This window comes from Mycobacterium sp. FW102-FHT13B02, assembly GCF_058790275.1.
The window spans coordinates 181,359-197,275 of the sequence record NZ_JBYTCM010000007.1; the positions used below are offsets into that span (position 1 = coordinate 181,359).

Annotated in this window: 22 protein-coding genes; 14 read left to right on the forward strand and 8 right to left on the reverse strand. The window is 63.8% G+C overall.

Annotated elements, in window-relative coordinates; genetic code table 11:
• Positions 1–3 precede the first annotated feature (3 nt).
• Positions 4–516 (forward strand): hypothetical protein, encoded by a 513-nt coding sequence (locus AC3WTE_RS14920; RefSeq protein ID WP_492438580.1) that lies wholly within the window; start codon positions 4–6, stop codon positions 514–516.
• A gap of 18 nt (positions 517–534) precedes the next feature.
• Here AC3WTE_RS14920 and AC3WTE_RS14925 read toward each other — a convergent pair.
• A protein-coding gene (locus AC3WTE_RS14925) for an IS3 family transposase (protein ID WP_492438582.1) occupies positions 535–1,973 on the reverse strand; the annotation gives its coding sequence in 2 pieces (ribosomal slippage) (positions 535–1,622 and positions 1,622–1,973; 1,440 coding nt in all).
• Here AC3WTE_RS14925 and AC3WTE_RS14930 point away from each other — a divergent pair.
• On the forward strand, positions 1,935–2,837 hold the full coding sequence (locus AC3WTE_RS14930; RefSeq protein ID WP_492438584.1) for an SIR2 family protein: 903 nt from the start codon (positions 1,935–1,937) through the stop codon (positions 2,835–2,837). The two genes, AC3WTE_RS14925 and AC3WTE_RS14930, sit on opposite strands and share 39 nt — an antisense overlap.
• Positions 2,838–3,109: 272 nt before the next feature.
• Here AC3WTE_RS14930 and AC3WTE_RS14935 read toward each other — a convergent pair whose 3' ends face one another.
• Together AC3WTE_RS14935 and AC3WTE_RS14940 are read right to left on the reverse strand one after the other, a co-directional pair.
• Complete coding sequence (locus AC3WTE_RS14935) at positions 3,110–4,012, reverse strand: hypothetical protein (RefSeq protein ID WP_165682367.1); 903 nt, start codon at positions 4,010–4,012, stop codon at positions 3,110–3,112.
• Positions 4,012–4,728 (reverse strand): Fe(II)-2OG oxygenase family protein, encoded by a 717-nt coding sequence (locus AC3WTE_RS14940; protein WP_165682366.1) that lies wholly within the window; start codon positions 4,726–4,728, stop codon positions 4,012–4,014. Before AC3WTE_RS14940 ends, AC3WTE_RS14935 begins: the two co-directional genes overlap by 1 nt.
• 163 nt (positions 4,729–4,891) lie before the next feature.
• Here AC3WTE_RS14940 and AC3WTE_RS14945 point away from each other — a divergent pair, with 163 nt between their 5' ends.
• The gene (locus AC3WTE_RS14945; RefSeq protein ID WP_165682365.1) at positions 4,892–5,974 is read left to right on the forward strand and encodes a hypothetical protein; all 1,083 of its coding nucleotides are present in this window, start codon (positions 4,892–4,894) and stop codon (positions 5,972–5,974) included.
• 136 nt (positions 5,975–6,110) lie between these two features.
• Here the strand turns inward: AC3WTE_RS14945 and AC3WTE_RS14950 are convergent, their stop codons facing one another.
• Positions 6,111–6,422, reverse strand: a complete 312-nt coding sequence (locus tag AC3WTE_RS14950) for a hypothetical protein (protein WP_492438586.1) — start codon at positions 6,420–6,422, stop codon at positions 6,111–6,113.
• 71 nt (positions 6,423–6,493) lie between these two features.
• Here AC3WTE_RS14950 and AC3WTE_RS14955 point away from each other — a divergent pair, with 71 nt between their 5' ends.
• From AC3WTE_RS14955 to AC3WTE_RS14980, 6 genes are all read left to right on the forward strand, one after another.
• Positions 6,494–6,934 (forward strand): hypothetical protein, encoded by a 441-nt coding sequence (locus AC3WTE_RS14955; protein WP_492438588.1) that lies wholly within the window; start codon positions 6,494–6,496, stop codon positions 6,932–6,934.
• Positions 6,935–7,534: 600 nt separating this feature from the next.
• Positions 7,535–7,870, forward strand: a complete 336-nt coding sequence (locus AC3WTE_RS14960) for a hypothetical protein (RefSeq protein WP_492438590.1) — start codon at positions 7,535–7,537, stop codon at positions 7,868–7,870.
• 16 nt (positions 7,871–7,886) lie between these two features.
• Positions 7,887–8,336 carry a hypothetical protein gene (locus AC3WTE_RS14965; RefSeq protein WP_492438591.1) on the forward strand — a complete coding sequence of 150 codons (450 nt, stop codon included), beginning with the start codon at positions 7,887–7,889 and terminating at the stop codon, positions 8,334–8,336.
• A gap of 77 nt (positions 8,337–8,413) precedes the next feature.
• A complete protein-coding gene (locus AC3WTE_RS14970) occupies positions 8,414–8,656 on the forward strand; it encodes a hypothetical protein (protein WP_492438593.1) in 243 nt (80 codons plus the stop codon).
• Between the two features lie 28 nt (positions 8,657–8,684).
• The gene (locus AC3WTE_RS14975) at positions 8,685–9,107 is read left to right on the forward strand and encodes a hypothetical protein (protein ID WP_492438595.1); all 423 of its coding nucleotides are present in this window, start codon (positions 8,685–8,687) and stop codon (positions 9,105–9,107) included.
• Positions 9,108–9,236: 129 nt separating this feature from the next.
• On the forward strand, positions 9,237–9,458 hold the full coding sequence (locus AC3WTE_RS14980; RefSeq protein WP_492438597.1) for a hypothetical protein: 222 nt from the start codon (positions 9,237–9,239) through the stop codon (positions 9,456–9,458).
• 200 nt (positions 9,459–9,658) lie between these two features.
• On the opposite strand, the gene AC3WTE_RS14985 is transcribed toward AC3WTE_RS14980, so the two are convergent.
• Positions 9,659–9,862 carry a DUF6003 family protein gene (locus AC3WTE_RS14985; RefSeq protein ID WP_492438599.1) on the reverse strand — a complete coding sequence of 68 codons (204 nt, stop codon included), beginning with the start codon at positions 9,860–9,862 and terminating at the stop codon, positions 9,659–9,661.
• 137 nt (positions 9,863–9,999) lie between these two features.
• Here AC3WTE_RS14985 and AC3WTE_RS14990 point away from each other — a divergent pair, with 137 nt between their 5' ends.
• From AC3WTE_RS14990 to AC3WTE_RS15010, 5 genes are all read left to right on the forward strand, one after another.
• Positions 10,000–10,248, forward strand: coding sequence for a hypothetical protein (locus AC3WTE_RS14990; protein WP_492438601.1), 249 nt, complete (start codon positions 10,000–10,002; stop codon positions 10,246–10,248).
• Between the two features lie 20 nt (positions 10,249–10,268).
• Positions 10,269–10,604 (forward strand): hypothetical protein, encoded by a 336-nt coding sequence (locus tag AC3WTE_RS14995; protein WP_492438603.1) that lies wholly within the window; start codon positions 10,269–10,271, stop codon positions 10,602–10,604.
• Positions 10,605–10,717: 113 nt separating this feature from the next.
• Positions 10,718–11,143 carry a hypothetical protein gene (locus AC3WTE_RS15000; RefSeq protein ID WP_492438605.1) on the forward strand — a complete coding sequence of 142 codons (426 nt, stop codon included), beginning with the start codon at positions 10,718–10,720 and terminating at the stop codon, positions 11,141–11,143.
• A gap of 35 nt (positions 11,144–11,178) precedes the next feature.
• Positions 11,179–11,553, forward strand: a complete 375-nt coding sequence (locus tag AC3WTE_RS15005) for a hypothetical protein (RefSeq protein ID WP_492438607.1) — start codon at positions 11,179–11,181, stop codon at positions 11,551–11,553.
• Entirely contained in the window at positions 11,546–12,040 is a 495-nt protein-coding gene (locus AC3WTE_RS15010; RefSeq protein ID WP_492438609.1) for a hypothetical protein, read from the forward strand. The genes AC3WTE_RS15005 and AC3WTE_RS15010 overlap by 8 nt, the downstream gene beginning before the upstream one ends.
• A 261-nt stretch (positions 12,041–12,301) precedes the next feature.
• On the opposite strand, the gene AC3WTE_RS15015 is transcribed toward AC3WTE_RS15010, so the two are convergent.
• From AC3WTE_RS15015 to AC3WTE_RS15025, 3 genes are all read right to left on the reverse strand, one after another.
• Positions 12,302–14,044: a hypothetical protein gene (locus AC3WTE_RS15015; protein ID WP_492438611.1), complete on the reverse strand. Its 1,743-nt coding sequence runs from the start codon at positions 14,042–14,044 to the stop codon at positions 12,302–12,304.
• 62 nt (positions 14,045–14,106) lie between these two features.
• Positions 14,107–15,159, reverse strand: a complete 1,053-nt coding sequence (locus AC3WTE_RS15020) for an FtsK/SpoIIIE domain-containing protein (RefSeq protein WP_492438613.1) — start codon at positions 15,157–15,159, stop codon at positions 14,107–14,109.
• 232 nt (positions 15,160–15,391) lie between these two features.
• Positions 15,392–15,898, reverse strand: coding sequence for a hypothetical protein (locus AC3WTE_RS15025; RefSeq protein ID WP_492438615.1), 507 nt, complete (start codon positions 15,896–15,898; stop codon positions 15,392–15,394).
• Positions 15,899–15,917 lie beyond the last annotated feature (19 nt).

A 15,917-nucleotide genomic window follows, 5' to 3' on the forward strand; every position in this document is an offset into this window, starting at 1 on the left:
CCGATGAACGACAACCGAGTCGCTTCAGCAGTCAACGCGATGCGTACTGCGCTGTCGAAAAACCAACTGGTCCTCATCCTCGGCGCAGGCATCTCGGCGGCCGCGACCAACCGCCACCCCCTGAGCTCGTGGACGGGTCTGGTGAACCATGCCATCGACCGATGTGTCGAACTTGGCCATCGTGACAAAACATGGGCCGAGCGCGCCAAAGCCGATGTCAACAGTCCATACGATGACGACCTTATAGCTGCAGCCGAGAAAGCAACCAGCGGGTTGGGCGGGCGCCTGGGTGCGGACTACGGCAAATGGCTGCGGGAAGCCGTCGGTTCACTTCATATCGAAGATACCGCTCTTACTGATGTCATTCGGCGCTACGCAGAGCGTGGATCACTTATCGCAACGACGAATTACGACGACATCGCGTCAGATGCGACAGGATGGCCGACTGTCACCTGGCGCGACAACACGACAATCCAGCGCGTGTTTCATCGCGACGGAACCTGTCAACCTGAATGAGGCACCGTTGAGCGGTATTTACTGAGTTTCCTCCTCTGGTTGGTCGGGTCGGTTGATCCATGAGGCCTCGGGGATCTTCGGCGGCTTGGGCGGTTTGCGGACGAACCGTTCGGGGTGTGCGGCGTAGGCGGCGTCGAGGACGCCGGCGCGCTTGTCGCGGATTGCCTCGGCGAGGCCGTAGTGGACATCGGCGGGGGTATGAAGGGCCAGCCCGGTGTGGCGATGTTCATCGTTGTACCAACCGAAGAAGCCATGGCAGTGTCTTCGGGCGTCTTCGATTGAGCCGAACCGGCCGGGGAAATCGGGCCGGTATTTCAGCGTCTTGAACTGGGCTTCGCTGAACGGGTTGTCGTTGCAGACGTGCGGTCGCGAATGTGACTGGGTGACACCGAGATCAGCAAGCAGGAACGCCACCGGCTTGCTGGTCATGGAACTGCCGCGGTCGGCATGGATGGTCAACTGGGCACGGTCGATGCCTTGCTTGGCGCAGGTCTGGCGGATCAGCACCTCGGCCAACGCGGCCGATTCGCGGCTGGCAACCATCCAGCCAACGACGTAGCGGGAGAAGATGTCCAAAATCACGTACAGGTAGTAGTAGGTCCACTTCGCTGAGCCACGCAATTTCGTTATATCCCACGACCACACCACATTTGGGGTGCTGGCCACCAGTTCGGGTTTCACCTTCGCCGGATGGGTGGCCTGGGCGCGGCGCTCACGCACCTCGCCGGCACGGCGCAGCAACCGGTAGAACGTCGACTGCGAGCCCAGGTAGACACCTTCATCGAGCAAGATCGCCCACACCTCAGCCGGCGCCAGATCGGCGAACCGGTCACTGTGCAACGCATCGAGGACGGCCTGCTGCTCGGCGGCGCTCAGCGCCCGCGGCTGACGGCGCGCCCGGTGCGAGATGGGCTCTGGCCGTGCCGGTGCCGGGCTTTGCCGATGCCGTCGGTAGTAGCTGGCCTGCGCGGCACCAACGGCTTCGCAGGCGGCCCGCACGCCCAGCTGCGGTGTCAGCTCCGTGACGGCTTGATCAGTCACGGCGTCGACCTCGGATCGGTATCCGCGCTCCCGGAGAGCGTCTCCAAGAGCGCGTGCAGTTTTGCCTGCACATCCACCACGAAGCGGGTCTTGGCCAGCTCCTGCTCCAGTCGCTGCTTTTCTGCTTGCAGACGGGCGATCTGCTCGGCCTGCGGGTCGCGCCGCTTGCGCCCGCGTGGGGCGGCCAGCCCCGCCAACGCGCCGGCGTCGCGGGCTTTGCGCCACTCGGTGATGTGGCTGGAATACAGCCCCTCACGGCGCAGCACCGCGCCCTTCTCACCGTCGGGCGCCGCGTCGTAGGCGGCTAGGACCTCCAGCTTGTACTTCGCGGTGAACGTCCGCCGCCGGGCCCGTTCGGGCACCTCGGGATCAGGACGTTGGGTTGCATCATCGGCCACCCGACCAGGATCTTCCATCCCGGCCGCGCGAGCCAACGTCGTCACCTTGCTTGTCATTTCGGGGAGTCTCTCCATCCCCGCCCTCGGGTCACTAATTGTCAGGGGGCGGGTGCCTCAACCCAGGTTGACAGAGAGGGCGACGATCATGCGATCATCCACCTACACGGCTATTGGCGTGACCCGATATCAGTTGTGTTCGGTGCGTCCTCTTACGCGGACGTGCTCAATGATCAGCATTCCGCTGAATTTCTTCGAATGTTGGTGTGGGGCAAGACAGTTCTCTTCTGCGGCTTCGGTGCCGGTCTGCGCGATCCCAACTTCACCGCGCTTCGGAACTGGCTGCGCACCTATCCGAATAGCGAATACTCGCATTACCGCCTCGTGCGCAATGATGACGTTCAGGCGGCCGAGACCGAACATCGCCCCGAAGAACACATCACCGTAGTGCCGTTTGGTTCCAACCACTCGGACCTGCCAGAGTTCCTGGCCTCCATCCTGTCCAGTGACCCATTTCGTGCCGTCGACGATTCTGACGTATCGCGACCTGCGCCTCGCACCTCACCGACCGGCCCAACCATTCCCATCGTCACCCCGCTCGCGAACCAGGATTCGCGAAACAACCTGTCCGAGATGGCTGCCCGCTTCGCTACAGTGAAAGCTGTTGCCGCCGACACCTACGACCCGCGGGTTGACGCTGAAGGCGAAGTCGTCGATCCCGCAGTCCGCGATGTATACATCCGCTTCCAGAATTTGTTCGCCGACGAAGCAGAATTCGTGGTCAGGGCGGCTGCCGCATCGGAGCTGACGCAAGCCGAGGCAGACGCGGCACTCGGCGTTGGCCGGCGACTCGCGGTCCTACTGGACAACCCACCGCAACACTGATCGTCGTCGTGGGCTGGCAGTGGGGCGCGGGTACGAGCATGGATGAAGCTGCCGGAATGGCTGGAATCGACGAACGGAACCGTGAGCTCAGGGCGTGGTCAACGCAGACACTGCAGATCTGCTGCGTCACCACTATGCCCACGACCCCGAACTGGGCCACGATGCCATCAAAACTGTTCACGCCATCGACGCACGCATCTCGTCGTGAATCTTTAATACGTTGCACCACAACAAATCCTCTGACCGCTGGCCAGTGCGCGGGCGGTGTGGGTTCAGTCGTTGCCGTATTCGGGTTCGAACTCGTCGGGGCCTTCCTCGCGAAACTCGAACGACGACGGCAAGTCGGCGTAGCTCACGGCTTCGGGGCCCCGCAGCAGTAGACCGCACGATCGGCATCCGAATTCGTCGGTCGCTATTTCCCGAACGGTGTAGATGTAGTTGTCGTTCTCGTCGTAGTCGTATACGTCCTCGGATTCCAGGGTAGTGCCGCCGCGAAGTGTGCCCTCGTTGCCGCAGGCCGGGCACGTGTGCCCGGAAATATAGTCGAAGTGGCCGCTGGCGCGGGACCGGATAGCGGCGAGGTCTGCCTCGGTGAGTTCATCGCGTTGCAGCCGCTGGTACATCAGCTTCGCGCGATCGATGAGCGCTTGGGCCCGCTGCTCTGCGTGTTGCCGTGACCGCGCCAGGATGGTGTTGATTTCGTCTTCGCGGTCGGCGCCGACCAGGTCGGCAAGTTCCTTGCCCTGTTCGGCGAGCAAGATGCTCACTAACGGCCAGTACTCCTCCCACCAGCGTTCAGCGGGGATTCCGGTACAAAATGGCGCCCCGGAATGTAGATAGCCATTGCGGTTGCCCGCAATCCGCTTCGCCCTGACAAGGTCGAATCCTTTCGACAGCGACTGACATCGCATGAATACCGTCTTGGCCTGTACCGACACAAAATGCGATGCGTCCTCATGCAATCCGGTGGCAATGAGTAGCGACTGCGCGTCGGGGGTGATATCGGCAATCAAGGCTGGGTTGACCTTAGTCAGCGCTGCTTTGCCGAGCAGTTCGAGCGCGCATGCCGCCCAGAATGCCCGCTCCTCGAAATCATCGGTGAGGTTGAGGGCTCGGTTGGTGAACGCCACCGCCTTGAGCCAGATCGGCTCGTAGTCGAAAGACCTGTCCGCCATCAGACACCCACGCCCGACAACAGCAGTCGATGGAGCTCTCGGTCCTGGGCCGCGCTCGCATCGTCGCGCGCATGCAGGACGTGGTGGTTGTCGACGATGAGTATCTCCCTGGGGTCGCGCCAGATGTGCGAGTAATCAGGCGAACTCGACGATATTGCATGAGCAAGGCGGCGCGACCGCGGATCGACGGGACTCATGCAGCCGGGATCGAATCGGACACAGTCCTGTGACAACCCATCGGCAAACTGGCCGACCCGATAGAACCCGTTGGTGCCCGCGTCCACGCGAAACACTCCCAATCGCATGTCCTCGTTGATCTCCAGTGAAGGGTGAGGTACCGGAAACCGCAGCAGATGCGTCGGCACGTCCCGAGCTCCCGTACTTTTGGCGGCCAACAACACGAAATCCGGCGGCATGTCCAGATGTGCGCCGTCGGTGTGGAACGGGAACGCTCCAGAACCAAACTGCCCGCTCAGCGAGCGGGCGGGCGCTTGCTGCTCGGTCCGCGGACGAAGTACCTGCACGTCATCGTCGGAGGACCGCGCGCGCACGATGCGAGCGTATGGCTCCCGTCCGCATTCGGTGGCCTGCCGCAGCCCGTCTGCGAGCTCCATGAGGTCACCGCGGACGACATGCCAACCGGCCCGTCTGGCCTTCGACAATGCGACATGCACCGATGCCCGCACGTGCGCGGCGATTTCCTCCAACGCCTTCACCCTTTGCTCCAGTGAAATGGACTGAACCACATAGCCTTTCGAGACGGTACCAAATTGTGGGCCCAGATTTGTCGTCCGAGTTCAGAAAACACATTGCGCTGCCTCATCTGGCAGTTAGACCATGAGGCGGTCGGACATGCGAAGCGGTGGCGGAGAGGTGACCATGACCAACAGTGCATTCACGATCCTCGAGGATGTCGTGTGGCCGCCGCGGCTGAATCTGCCTAGCAGGCTGCCGGCCCTGGTCTACCTCGATCTCAACCACTACATCAATATGGCCAAAGTCGTCCTTAGCAAGGTGGCGCCGGACGGCAACAGGGAGCTTCTGACCAGTGCACGTCGGGCCGCGGCCGATGGCCGCGCAGTGTTCGTTCTGTCGGCAACACACCTGATGGAGGTCACCGCGATCAAGGATCCTCGGCAGCGCGCCGATATCGCCGATGTCATGGGTGAGCTGTCGAACTTCACCTACATGCTGGGCAGGCCTCTCATTCAGCAGTTCGAGGTCGAAGGCTCGCTCGCCGAGCTGGTCGGCCCGCAGATCTTCGACCTCAAGCCGCTGGACTTGCTCGGCTTCGGCGCTGGCTACCCGTTCGGCCTTGTGACGTCAGTGTCACTCGAGGGCGAAGGGGCCGCGGCCGCCGACAGGATCCGCGAGAACGCTGGCCAGCAGACCCTCGATCAGTTCCTGGCTGTCCTGCAGCGTGAGGCTCAACTGTTCTTCCTCAACGGCGGCGACACTGGGCATCCCGCCGGGAACTGGCGGTCGATTCTCGACAGCCGCGCCAATCGAGAGATTGCGCAGGCCGCAGCGATCGACGCAGACCCCGGCTATCCGATGGACAAGCTGCGCTCGATCGTCACAGTCAACGAAGTCGGCGTCGAGCTCAAGGAGATCATCGCTGGCCAGCTTGCAGAGTCCGGGCGCGCACCCGATGAGGTCCTGCCCACACCGGAGATTGCTCATCGGTTCACCGACGGCATGCCCTCGACCCGCGTGGCGATCGCGATGAAGACCCACTACTTCAAAAATGCGTCCAAGAACTGGACCTCCAATGACGTACACGACATCGACGCATTGGCCGTCGCGGTGGCGTACTGCGATGCCGTCTACTCGGACAAGCAGGCGATGCATGCGGTCAGGTCTAGTCGCGAACTGAACGTCTTCGGCACGGTTCTGCCACGCACGCCGTTGGAGATGGCCGACTGGCTTGACCGGCAACCGGCGGTCCCCGCAGCGGGATAGACCCGGCGCGTTCCGAAATCGGGCTTGCCGCGTTCCGCGCGCCAAAACGTCAACCAGGTTATCCAGGGCTCTCGGGGTTTTCTACAGGTCCCTCACATTGGTATGCCAAAGATTTAGAACGCACACAACTTGGCGGTTACGGGGATTCGATGCGTTCGATATCCGGGCCGAAACCACGGCGACGGCCATAAATCAGCCAGCGGTGCAGCCGGGCCCGGGCACATCGGATCGACAGGTAGCTGACGCCGGCTACCACGGCGGCGCGCATAGGGCCGGGGGCCTCGGTGAACGCTCCGGTGGCCGTGATGGCATCCCACATGGTGTGCAGCCCGACGACAGCGAGGACGAGGACCAAGGCCAGCTGCGGGAGCCGGCTCGGCACCCGGAACGTGGTGAAGGCCTGCTCGGAGGCGGGGTGGTCGGGGTTGGCGTCCATGGTGGCGATCATTCTCTAGAGGTCTGACATCTGCCTGCACGCTGTGGGCTGGCCTTGTCGGTGCCGACTGCGAGACTGCCGGCATGGGCACGTGGGACGTCGACCAGCTGCGGACCGATATCGCGGCGGTGTACGCCGCGCAGTTGCCGATCCCGCCCTGGTGGCCGGCCGACCAGCGCACGGCATTCATCGAACAGCACGCCGACGAAGCGGCGAGCTCGTTGCTTGTCGAACTCGACGACATCGTCGACAGGGCAGCTGACCTGGCCTATCGCGTGGTGGATGGCCGGCGGCTGTGGGCCGACGAGATCGCCGTGATGATCACCGCCGAGCAGAACGCCCTGGTTGAGGAAGCGCGGAGCAGCGTGATGTGGGACCTGACCGAGGCGATCGCCGAGCAGAGTGCATTTCTGACCGCTGAGGCGGCGTTCGGTCGTCCGGGCCGGGGCCAGTTGCGGGATATTCGGCACCAGGCGGTGAGCCTATGTGCGGTCTCACCGCGGTTGCGGTCGCACGGCGACTGACGGGCAGCGAGCTGGGGCTTTGCGGTCTGAGGAATTTTCTTGGGGAAATATTCAGGGGTACGGGGCTGGTGCGCACTTAAGAGGAAGCGACACCCGGGGGAAGGTTCTCGGGTGGCGGTCCCGCGATCGCGAATCTGTCGACGACATATAACGACCCAGGTGCCGGACCGTTCGGCGACCCGCAGCGCGGGGCTCGGTCGGGCGGGGCGGCTGCGTGTGGCGGATCGGCCTGGCGGCGAAAGCCACTAGATGTATCATTAGCTACATGTAGTGTACACTACATGTACGGTGTGAGGCGCGCCGGGATGTCACACCCGCGGAGTAGAAACAATGCCACTGAGATAGATCTGATCGCTGGCGATCCCGAAGCGGAATCGGGCGGCATCACCGCAAAGACGCACTCAGGCAAGACATTTTGGAAAGGGGTCGCGGTCCCGTGGTAAGCCTCGCTGAATGGGTCCTGGCGGTACTCAGGAATCCGTTCGCAGAAACTGCAGTGTCAATGGTGATCACGTTGTGGCTGGTGAACCTGGTCGTTAACAAGTTCAAACGGACATACCTCCATCGACACAATGGCCGACCGGACAAGGAGATCTACTGATGACGACACCCATCGCGGGCGACCGAGTTTGTCGCGTCTGTGCCTGCACCGATTCTCAGGCGTGTGACACGCCAAGCGGGCCATGCGCGTGGGCCGCCAAGTACGACGACAACACGGGCATCTGCACCGGGTGCGACGAGGAGTTCGTGGCCGACGATGCGCTGCCAGTCCACCACGTCGACGACGCCCACTCCGGCGTGCAGGGAGGCGTCTGCGAGCACTCCGGTGGCAGCCGCAACGCGATGGGCGGATGCCCCCGCGGCTGCAGTGGCGCGACCGAGCACTACTCCAACGATGGCCACCGGGATTGTTTCGATCCCGCGGTGATCCGCTGAAGGGCTAGGAACAACGATGGGGGACGCGGCGTCTGATCTGATTCAGCAGCTGCGCGATGCCGTGCTGCGCCAACTGAGTGCCCCGGCCGGCGAGCGTGAGCAAGCCCTGGCGGCCGTGCGCGAGGCCGTGAAAGCATGCACCGCTGATCCTATTGAACGATTCCAGGTTCTCGCCGATGCGGAGGACTGGGCCCATGCGCGGGCCCGCGAACTCGATCGCGCCGCAAGCACCGTCCACATCCGCAAGAAAGCGGGCCCCAACCTCGGCAACCAGTACTACAGCCACAGCACGCGTATGCGGTTCGTGGGGGATTACCGTGAACCGCAGTCCGAAACACTATGCGGGGCAACGGCATCGAATTTCGACATGAGTTGGGCTGAGACCCGCTACCCGAAGAACCGGGCTTTCGTTGAGTGCGAGCGGTGTATCGAAATCCGTTTGAAGGACGGGAAGGCGCTGCGGTGATGGCTGGTGAAGCGTTGGGTAGCAACAGTATTCAGGGTAGTGATCGGGCGGCTTGTGGCAGCGGAGCCACGGTGCTGATGAAGGCGGCGACCGGTGCGGCGATGACACCCGTGCAGGTCGTGGCCGATGCGCTGCGTGGTGAGTTGCGGTTGAGCCTGTCGCTGGCGGGTGTCCTGGCGAAGGTCGGCAGTCCTGTGGCCGATGCCGACGCGGTCATCGACGAGCTGGCCGCTGTTGTTGTGGGTGCGCTGGCGGCTGCCGGATACCCGCTGGGTGACGGGTTGTCGCCCGAGAAACGACAGACGGGCGATGTCCAATGACGGTAAGAGATTGACAAGGAGTGTGGGGATGACGACGAATTACGACGCGTATGTGGCTGCGAAACGTAAGCGGGCGATCGGGTTTCAGCTGGTCCTCGCCGGGGCGGCGTTTGCGGTCTGCATGGTGGGTGCCGGTGTTCGGGATGTACCGGTATTGATGGCCGGTGCTGCGGCAATCCTGGTGGGTGCGGTGTGGGCGGGCCATGGCCTGTGGCGCGTGCACGAGCTGGGGAAGCTGGCCGCCGAGGATCCCGTAGATGTTGATCGGCGGGCCGATGCGAACTTGACGGAAGCTGTTCTGACGGTGTCTGTTTTCGCGGTGTTCAGCGGGCTGATGGTCGCTTACGTCACCGATAGTGCGATCCCTGCGGTTGCTGGGGCAGTTGTGGGGCTCGGCGCTCTGCTGGGGCGGGCGTGCCTGCCCAAGCTAGCCGCCTTCAAGGACCGGTGAATGTGGTGAACAGGGTGGCTGGGGCGCCGTGGACAAGGCACACCGCGGCCGCCGGCGATGGGCGGCCCTGACTCGGTTGGGCCCCCGAATTCCGTTGAACGAGAACTTCACGTTGGGGAGGATGTAGCGATGTCGATGCACGAGATGCTGATGGGCAGTTCCGGCGAGATGAAAAAGCAGGCGTTCGAGCAGCTAGCTGCTCATTACGTTTCGCACGGGTGGAATGCTGATTCGAGCTCGAGCAGGATCGTGTCGTTCGAGGCGCCCGCTGACGCAACACCGGAACAGATCGCTGCCGTCGAAAGCGGCGCCGCCACGATTCTGGCCAGCTACGGATTTGGGGTCTGTTAACCACGCTGCCGCCGCCGCGGGCCTTTGTCGGGGCCGTCGGTAACCTGAAGGCGCTGGTCAAGGACCTGGCCAGCGTAGCCAGGTACTAGATTCTAGTTTCTGGTACGAGGCGTGCGGTGAGCACCGAGAACGCGTTGTGGCCTGAACTGTCAACGCACAACGCGGATTGCAACATCGGCCGGCGACCAGGACTCACCCGCTCAGTTTCCTCGGCGCCACCGGGTTCGACCTGTTGGTTCGACGCCGTCTCTGATCCGGTACAGGGTGGACCGGGCGATACCGGTCAGAACGTAGATGCGGTTGAGGTTGACGCCGCTGGCCAGGGCGTCGCGGACCAGCTGGTCGCGGGATTCAAGTGTCTCGCGCCAGTGGGTTAGCGCGGCTTCGGCTTCCTGCGCAGTCATGCAGCGAATGCTACATGTAGCGCATCGGACATTCAATCGTTCGATCCCCTTGCCTGTCTCATACGCTACATGTAGCGTATGAGACATACTTTCGGGTGTCACACCCACCGGGTAGACAAATACAAGGGAGGAAGGCCATGCGCACCGCATTGATCCAGATCGAAGGAAGCCGCATCGAGGTGAACGCCTGGCCGGTCCTCGTCGCTCGTGTGAACTTCGCCCCTAACACCATCCCCGACCACCCCACGGCCCCGCCGTCCCGACTGGCGCCAGCCCCGGCAGTGAAAACTCCCGGCCTGCTCGACCGCGTCGTGGCCGGCGTCTCCGAATGGGGTTGGCGACACTTAGACATCTCTGTCCAACCCCACCGGCACCCCGCTCGCTGACGACAAGGGAGACCTGAATCATGACCACCCCGGAAACCATCGACCGGACCGACGAGCGGTTCATCATCGACTACGGCGACGCAGAACGCAGCCCGGCCCGCATGGTCGACATCGACGCACTCACCGAGCACCTGTCGAAAGACATCGAGTACAGCACCTACGGGTATGGCGATGGGCTGCCGACCGTCTATCGCTACGTCCCGGGCGCGCCCGCGCTGCTCGAATCGCTCACCTTGTCCTGCGTGCAGTCGGGGGTGTTCGATGAAGACGGCTGGGCGCGCCCGGTGTGGGGCCTGACCGGACCTGATGGCACGAGTTGGGCGTCGGTGCGGGTTCGCGTCGACGGCCGCGTCTAGCGCGCAGACTCCGACTGCGAAGGCAGAGCAGCCCGAGTGCGACAGAAAAGGTGATGATTCTGAAATGACCTCTTCGATAATCTGGCCGCGGTGCGCGATCGCCGAGATCTGCGATGAGTGATCTCACGCGCGCTCCGGCCGGCTGGGCGGTGATGTATTACCGCGGCAACGACGACGAGCTGCCGGAGCCGTTCAAGGCGCTGGGTTTTGCATCCAACAACCTTGGTGCTGCGGTGTGGCTGAACCTCGGCACGGGCGCGATGGTTGCGGCCATCCCGACCGGTACGTGGAGACAGCCGGCGAAGTTCGCCTTTTATCACGCTGCTCCCGGTGCGGCCCAGGCATTGCCGTTGGCGGCGTGGACAGACGAGCAAGAGCAGTGGGACGGCTCGACAGTGAATCAGTGTGACGAGTTGTACGCGAAGGCCGTTGCGTACTTCGACGCGACGGTAACTGGCGGCTCTGCCTGGAGTAGTCCGGCCTGGTTCGGGGGCGAGATCCGATCGGCAACGAACAACTGGGGCGAGCGAGACGGCTAGATCGTTTGCGGCTTATCCCGGATGGAGGAACCCACATGGCCACTAGCGCAAAGGAATTCAACATGGGCATCACTTACGTACTCGACCCGCTGTCGCTGCGGGCAGCTCCGTCGACGTGCACGTCCGTGGACACTGCGACGATGGTGCTGGCGTCGCTGCTCGGTATCGACGCCGAATCAGCCGAGGGGGAGCAGCTGCGTGCGCTGCTGATCGACAGCGGCGGCGTCCTGGGCGCCCGTGCAGCGACGGACGCCATGCCGTTATCGCGCTCGGCGGCCGTCGTACTCATGCCGGCGGCACGGCGCGGCCAGGGCATCGAAATGGACCTTGCTGCCCAGCGTGACCAGGAGTGGCGTGTAGCGCTCGCGGGCAGCACAGCGGTGAGGCCAGGGGCCGGCACGCATGAGTGAGCAGGTTGAGGCGCTGGATTTCGATGGGTTTGTCGCCCAGCCGGTCGGTGCGGTCGTCGGCTCTGCCGACGGTGGCGGCAAGGTGTGGGCGCGGGCGATCAGGTACCCCGGCTGCTGGAAAGTCGTGGGATACCTCGGCCTGCGCTCAGACCGCGATGCGTGGAACACCTTGGAAGGCGGCGACGGAGCGTTGCTCACGGTGCTCTACATCGACGAAGCACTGACGCACCGGCCGCCGTCAGAGTCCTCACAGATCGTTGACGGATACCCGGAGCGGGCCGACGGTATCCGCGCGCAGACCGACGGATTGCAGCCCGGCTGGTACATCACCACCGGATTTTTCTGGCACGACGATCCGATCGTGATTGACGGCCCGATCCCTGAGTTCGAGGCAGCGCGCCTGCGGCGCACTGCCATTGAGCAACGATCGGCGGGCCCGATCCTCTATCTCGACGTCGTCGAGACCACGCCGCAGCTGGTCAGGTGAACGGGCGGGGTATCCGGCGCTAAATGGTTTGCGTGCAGTGATACTTTCGATCCATGCGATCCGTCCGCCGATCATCGAAGTCCTCGCGCTAGACGCTGGAGGGTCAAATCCATTGGGGCTGCACCCTACTTGACGGTGGCGTCCCCATCGTGCTCTCCAATTTTGGGAGGGCGCCGCGGAATGGTCTGCAACCGGCTTCGAAACCCGGGGTGCCGTAACAGGTAGGGGTTCGAGTCCTCCGCCCTCCGCAAACCAATCAGTTTATGGGACATGGTGTTTAGCCCTGCGCCATCGTGCGCGCTTGTTTGGTGAGCGCGAGGTGGACGGTTGTTCTGTGCAGGGGATTGCGTGCGGTGGCGCCAGGTCGGTCATCTGGTCGGGCGTGACGATCAGTGGTGGTTCGTGTCGAACGATGTGCTGCCAGAGTGGGTCGCCGGTTTGGCTGGGATGTGGGCTGTCGCGCAAGTTGGTGCTTGCGTCTGACGCTAGTGCGCGCACAGCGCGGAAGAGGTTGCCGGGACCGATGCCGGGGAACCCGGTGGCGTAACGGCAACCGGTATCGACAACCGGCATCGGCCAGAGTTGGCCGGTGTTATCGCGGAAGAATGCTGCTGTGTCGAACAATTCGAACTCGGTGAGTGTGCCTTGGGCTGCGGCCTGGGTGCCGACGGGCACGAGAAGTTGCCCGTGCGGGTCGCCGGGGATTTTGACGATCCAGGAATGCGTGTTTTGCCGGTGGCGGTAGTACTCGACCCCGGTGGGGTCAGGGTTCGGTGCCCAACTTCTGGTGTAGGCGAAGCCGAGTTCTGTGGCTTCTTCACTGGTGACCTGCCGTAGCCCGGTCATCCATTCGGCGGCGAGGGGCCCGGGTGAGTCCAGGTCGATCGTGACGGTATCGGCCAGCAGGCGATCCACCCCGGGCACAGCCCGCAGTGCCTGTGATGCTCGCTGGGCGATCAGCGGGCTGTGGACCTGTCGATGCAGCAGCCACCGGACCTCGGTCGCGGTGGGCTCTGGTGGCCGTTTTCGAAGTACGAGCAGGGGTTCTGCGGCTGGCAGCATTCCGGGCCGCGTGTGGACGCCGGGTGGTAGCACCGGGATGTCGTCGCCCTCGAGGAGACGGTGCATACGGCGCGTGATCTTGAGGACGCGGGCGGCGTCGGGCGCTGGTACGGCCGTCGCGAGGCCCTCCAGATCCGTCGGGCTGAGCGTTGCGGTGCGGGGCCGGATCCGTTGGCGTGCTGCACCCGGGCGCCATGCCGTCATCTGCCCGATGTCCCGCAGTAGTGGGGGCCACCACGGAATGTCCACGCGTAAAAGGTTGGCCAGGTCGTCCCAGCCCAACTCGGCGACCGCCGGTGTGCCGGAGTGGGCTTTGGTCCGGCAGGTGACGCCCAGTTCCTCCCATGGTGGGTGGCCGCGCTCGGCCACCCCGATCGCCGGTTGTTGGCCGTCACACACGTCATCGGTGACCAGCACGACGGCGGTGAGCGAGGGGAGGGTTTCCAGGAGTGCGGCGGCGTGCGTCCAGGCGGTGTCGCCCCCGCCGGTGGGGGGACCTGGGTACGCGAGGGCGATCGGGCCGCGGCCATCAGCTGGCTGCCAGTGATGCATCACGAATTCGACTGTGGCCCGGCACATTATCGTCGTCGCCGGTAGTGCGATGGTGACGGGTTCGGCGTAGAGGAACTGGGCCGGGCCGATCGATGGTGGGCAGTACAGGCGGGGTATCCGATCACGGGCCTGCGACCGGACCGCGGCGATGTACTCGAATATTTGGTGTGGAGTCCACAGATTTGGCCGTCCCGATTCGCGCACGCTCGGCGCTGGAAACCCCGGGGAAACAGTCGGTTTCGAGGCGTACTGGCGCACCGATCCATCGGCCATCCCGAGGATGGCCGACACATCCGATGCGTCCAGGATCGCGTCGTACCAGCGGGTGCCGTGTGCCCAGGGAAGGTGGAGCGCGTCTAGGTCGTGGTCTGGGTCGGCCTTGAACGTCACACCACGCTCCGTCATCCTTGGCGGTGCCATCGACACGTTGCACAGATCAGCGTGGGCCACTTCTAGCTTTCGGCGCTGGTGACGGTGGCCAGTTGCCGGCCAACGGTCCTCACCAGCGAATCGGGCACACGGAAACTGCGGAACCGGATTGCGTCGGCTCCGGGGGCAGTGGCAACAAATCCAGTCCCTTTGCCGTCGCGGTCATCGGGGATGTGGGCAGCGGCGTCAAGGCCGGGCCAGAGGATATCGGCTTCGTCACGGTGGGTGACCCGCAGGGCGATCCACTGGCTGATGCAGTCCATGATTTGGGGCTGGACGTGTTTGGCGGCGACGGTCTGCGTGGCGAGCATCGCGTACAACCCGAGGGAGCGGCCTTTGCGCAGGAGCAACCCAAAGGCGGCGGCAACATCTTCTGGCGAGTGATGGCTCGCGGAGGCGAGTTCGTCGACGACGACGAACACGGTCGGTAGCGGCGGCAGGTCCTTGCCCGCTGGTGTCTGGCGGGCGGTGTTGTACTGCGCGAGGTTGTCAAAGCCCTTGCCGCGCAGCTCGACACCGGCATCACGCAACGTTCGGCCCCGCTGGTCGATCAGGTCCAGCACGTGATCGACCAGGGCGTCATTATCGTCGAAAATTGCGGTGGTGTGCGGGTAGGACGCGAATTCATCCCATCCTCCTTCGCCTTTGGGGTCTCCCAAGATCACCTGGACCACATCGGGGGAGTGGCGTACCAGCAGTCCGAACACCAAGGCGCGCAGCAGCGTTTTCTTGCCCGAGCCCGTGGATCCGCTTACCAGGTTGTGGGGGCCGCTGCCGCCTTCGGCTGCGTCTTTGAGGTCGAGCCATAGCGGCGTGCCGTCGTCGCTCAATCCAATCGGAACAGTAAGCAGCTGGTCAGTGCCGGCGGGTTCGCCGGCGGGACGTTGCCGTGGTGCCCATAGTGCGGCGGGATCGATGTGGCGGGTGTCGGTGATGCCCAGCGCGGCCAACAATGCTGCCGTGGAGGAGTCTTCGTCGCTGGTGCGCTTGTCGACGTGGCGACGCGCGCGGGTATAGGACTCGCCGGTCGCTTTTTGGTGCTGGCGGGCGGACTTTTTGAAAGCGTTGTCGGTCATTGCGAGATCACATCCCATTCAAAGTCGTTGTCGCGCAGCCCACATCTGCGTGCGACGGTCTCTGTCTGGGTGCATCAGCGCGGGACCCTGAGTGTCTTGTCCCGAATCGGTGGGGGCCATCGATGTGGGCGATTGCCTCTTGCCGGGAGTCGGGCCACCGCGCCGGTAGCCAAGGAAAATGTAGATCGCGCCGGTGACATCCGCAAGGACGCGGGTGCTCTCTCGGGAGGAGTCAATGAGACGGAGTGAGTTCGAAGTAGGCGTAGATGTGTACCGGCTGATCGCCAGATGGTCCGCCGCGCAGAGGGCTCTGCAGGTCTACAGCCAGCACCTGTGCAGGATTGATCAGGTGCTGCACCCGGTTCGCACGGTCCCACACAATGAACGCGACGTCGCTACTGGTGTGCAGCTTCTGCCCCGCATCGTGACTATGGAAGCCGGCGCTGGATAGGTAGCCGCCGACGCTGCTGCGGACCGCATCCCAGATGAAGTCACCGCTTTTGGCGGCCAGGAAGCGTTCGCCGGTGGGGCGATAGCCGGGGGCGACACTGCTGGCGAATTGGCGCAACACCGCCTCGGCGCGATCACGGTCGGCCGGGGCGAGGTCGTCGAGCGAGTAGGCCGAGCCGGCGAAAGGGTACTCAGGCAGGGCGTCCAGTGACACCGGCTTCTGCGCCGCCGCGTATTGACCGATGAAGTACGCGCAGAGGGCGAACACGGCGAAAGCGGTTGCCACCACGGACCATAACGTCGCGCGC

Coding starts and splice junctions, on each gene's coding strand:
- AC3WTE_RS14920 (WP_492438580.1), top strand. CDS start 4: ATGAACGACAACCGAGTCGCTTCAGCAGTCAACGCGATGCGTACTGCG.
- AC3WTE_RS14935 (WP_165682367.1), bottom strand. CDS start 4,012: ATGGCGGACAGGTCTTTCGACTACGAGCCGATCTGGCTCAAGGCGGTG.
- AC3WTE_RS14945 (WP_165682365.1), top strand. CDS start 4,892: ATGACCAACAGTGCATTCACGATCCTCGAGGATGTCGTGTGGCCGCCG.
- AC3WTE_RS14950 (WP_492438586.1), bottom strand. CDS start 6,422: ATGATCGCCACCATGGACGCCAACCCCGACCACCCCGCCTCCGAGCAG.
- AC3WTE_RS14955 (WP_492438588.1), top strand. CDS start 6,494: ATGGGCACGTGGGACGTCGACCAGCTGCGGACCGATATCGCGGCGGTG.
- AC3WTE_RS14960 (WP_492438590.1), top strand. CDS start 7,535: ATGACGACACCCATCGCGGGCGACCGAGTTTGTCGCGTCTGTGCCTGC.
- AC3WTE_RS14965 (WP_492438591.1), top strand. CDS start 7,887: ATGGGGGACGCGGCGTCTGATCTGATTCAGCAGCTGCGCGATGCCGTG.
- AC3WTE_RS14970 (WP_492438593.1), top strand. CDS start 8,414: ATGAAGGCGGCGACCGGTGCGGCGATGACACCCGTGCAGGTCGTGGCC.
- AC3WTE_RS14975 (WP_492438595.1), top strand. CDS start 8,685: ATGACGACGAATTACGACGCGTATGTGGCTGCGAAACGTAAGCGGGCG.
- AC3WTE_RS14980 (WP_492438597.1), top strand. CDS start 9,237: ATGTCGATGCACGAGATGCTGATGGGCAGTTCCGGCGAGATGAAAAAG.
- AC3WTE_RS14985 (WP_492438599.1), bottom strand. CDS start 9,862: ATGACTGCGCAGGAAGCCGAAGCCGCGCTAACCCACTGGCGCGAGACA.
- AC3WTE_RS14990 (WP_492438601.1), top strand. CDS start 10,000: ATGCGCACCGCATTGATCCAGATCGAAGGAAGCCGCATCGAGGTGAAC.
- AC3WTE_RS14995 (WP_492438603.1), top strand. CDS start 10,269: ATGACCACCCCGGAAACCATCGACCGGACCGACGAGCGGTTCATCATC.
- AC3WTE_RS15000 (WP_492438605.1), top strand. CDS start 10,718: ATGAGTGATCTCACGCGCGCTCCGGCCGGCTGGGCGGTGATGTATTAC.
- AC3WTE_RS15005 (WP_492438607.1), top strand. CDS start 11,179: ATGGCCACTAGCGCAAAGGAATTCAACATGGGCATCACTTACGTACTC.
- AC3WTE_RS15010 (WP_492438609.1), top strand. CDS start 11,546: ATGAGTGAGCAGGTTGAGGCGCTGGATTTCGATGGGTTTGTCGCCCAG.
- AC3WTE_RS15020 (WP_492438613.1), bottom strand. CDS start 15,159: ATGACCGACAACGCTTTCAAAAAGTCCGCCCGCCAGCACCAAAAAGCG.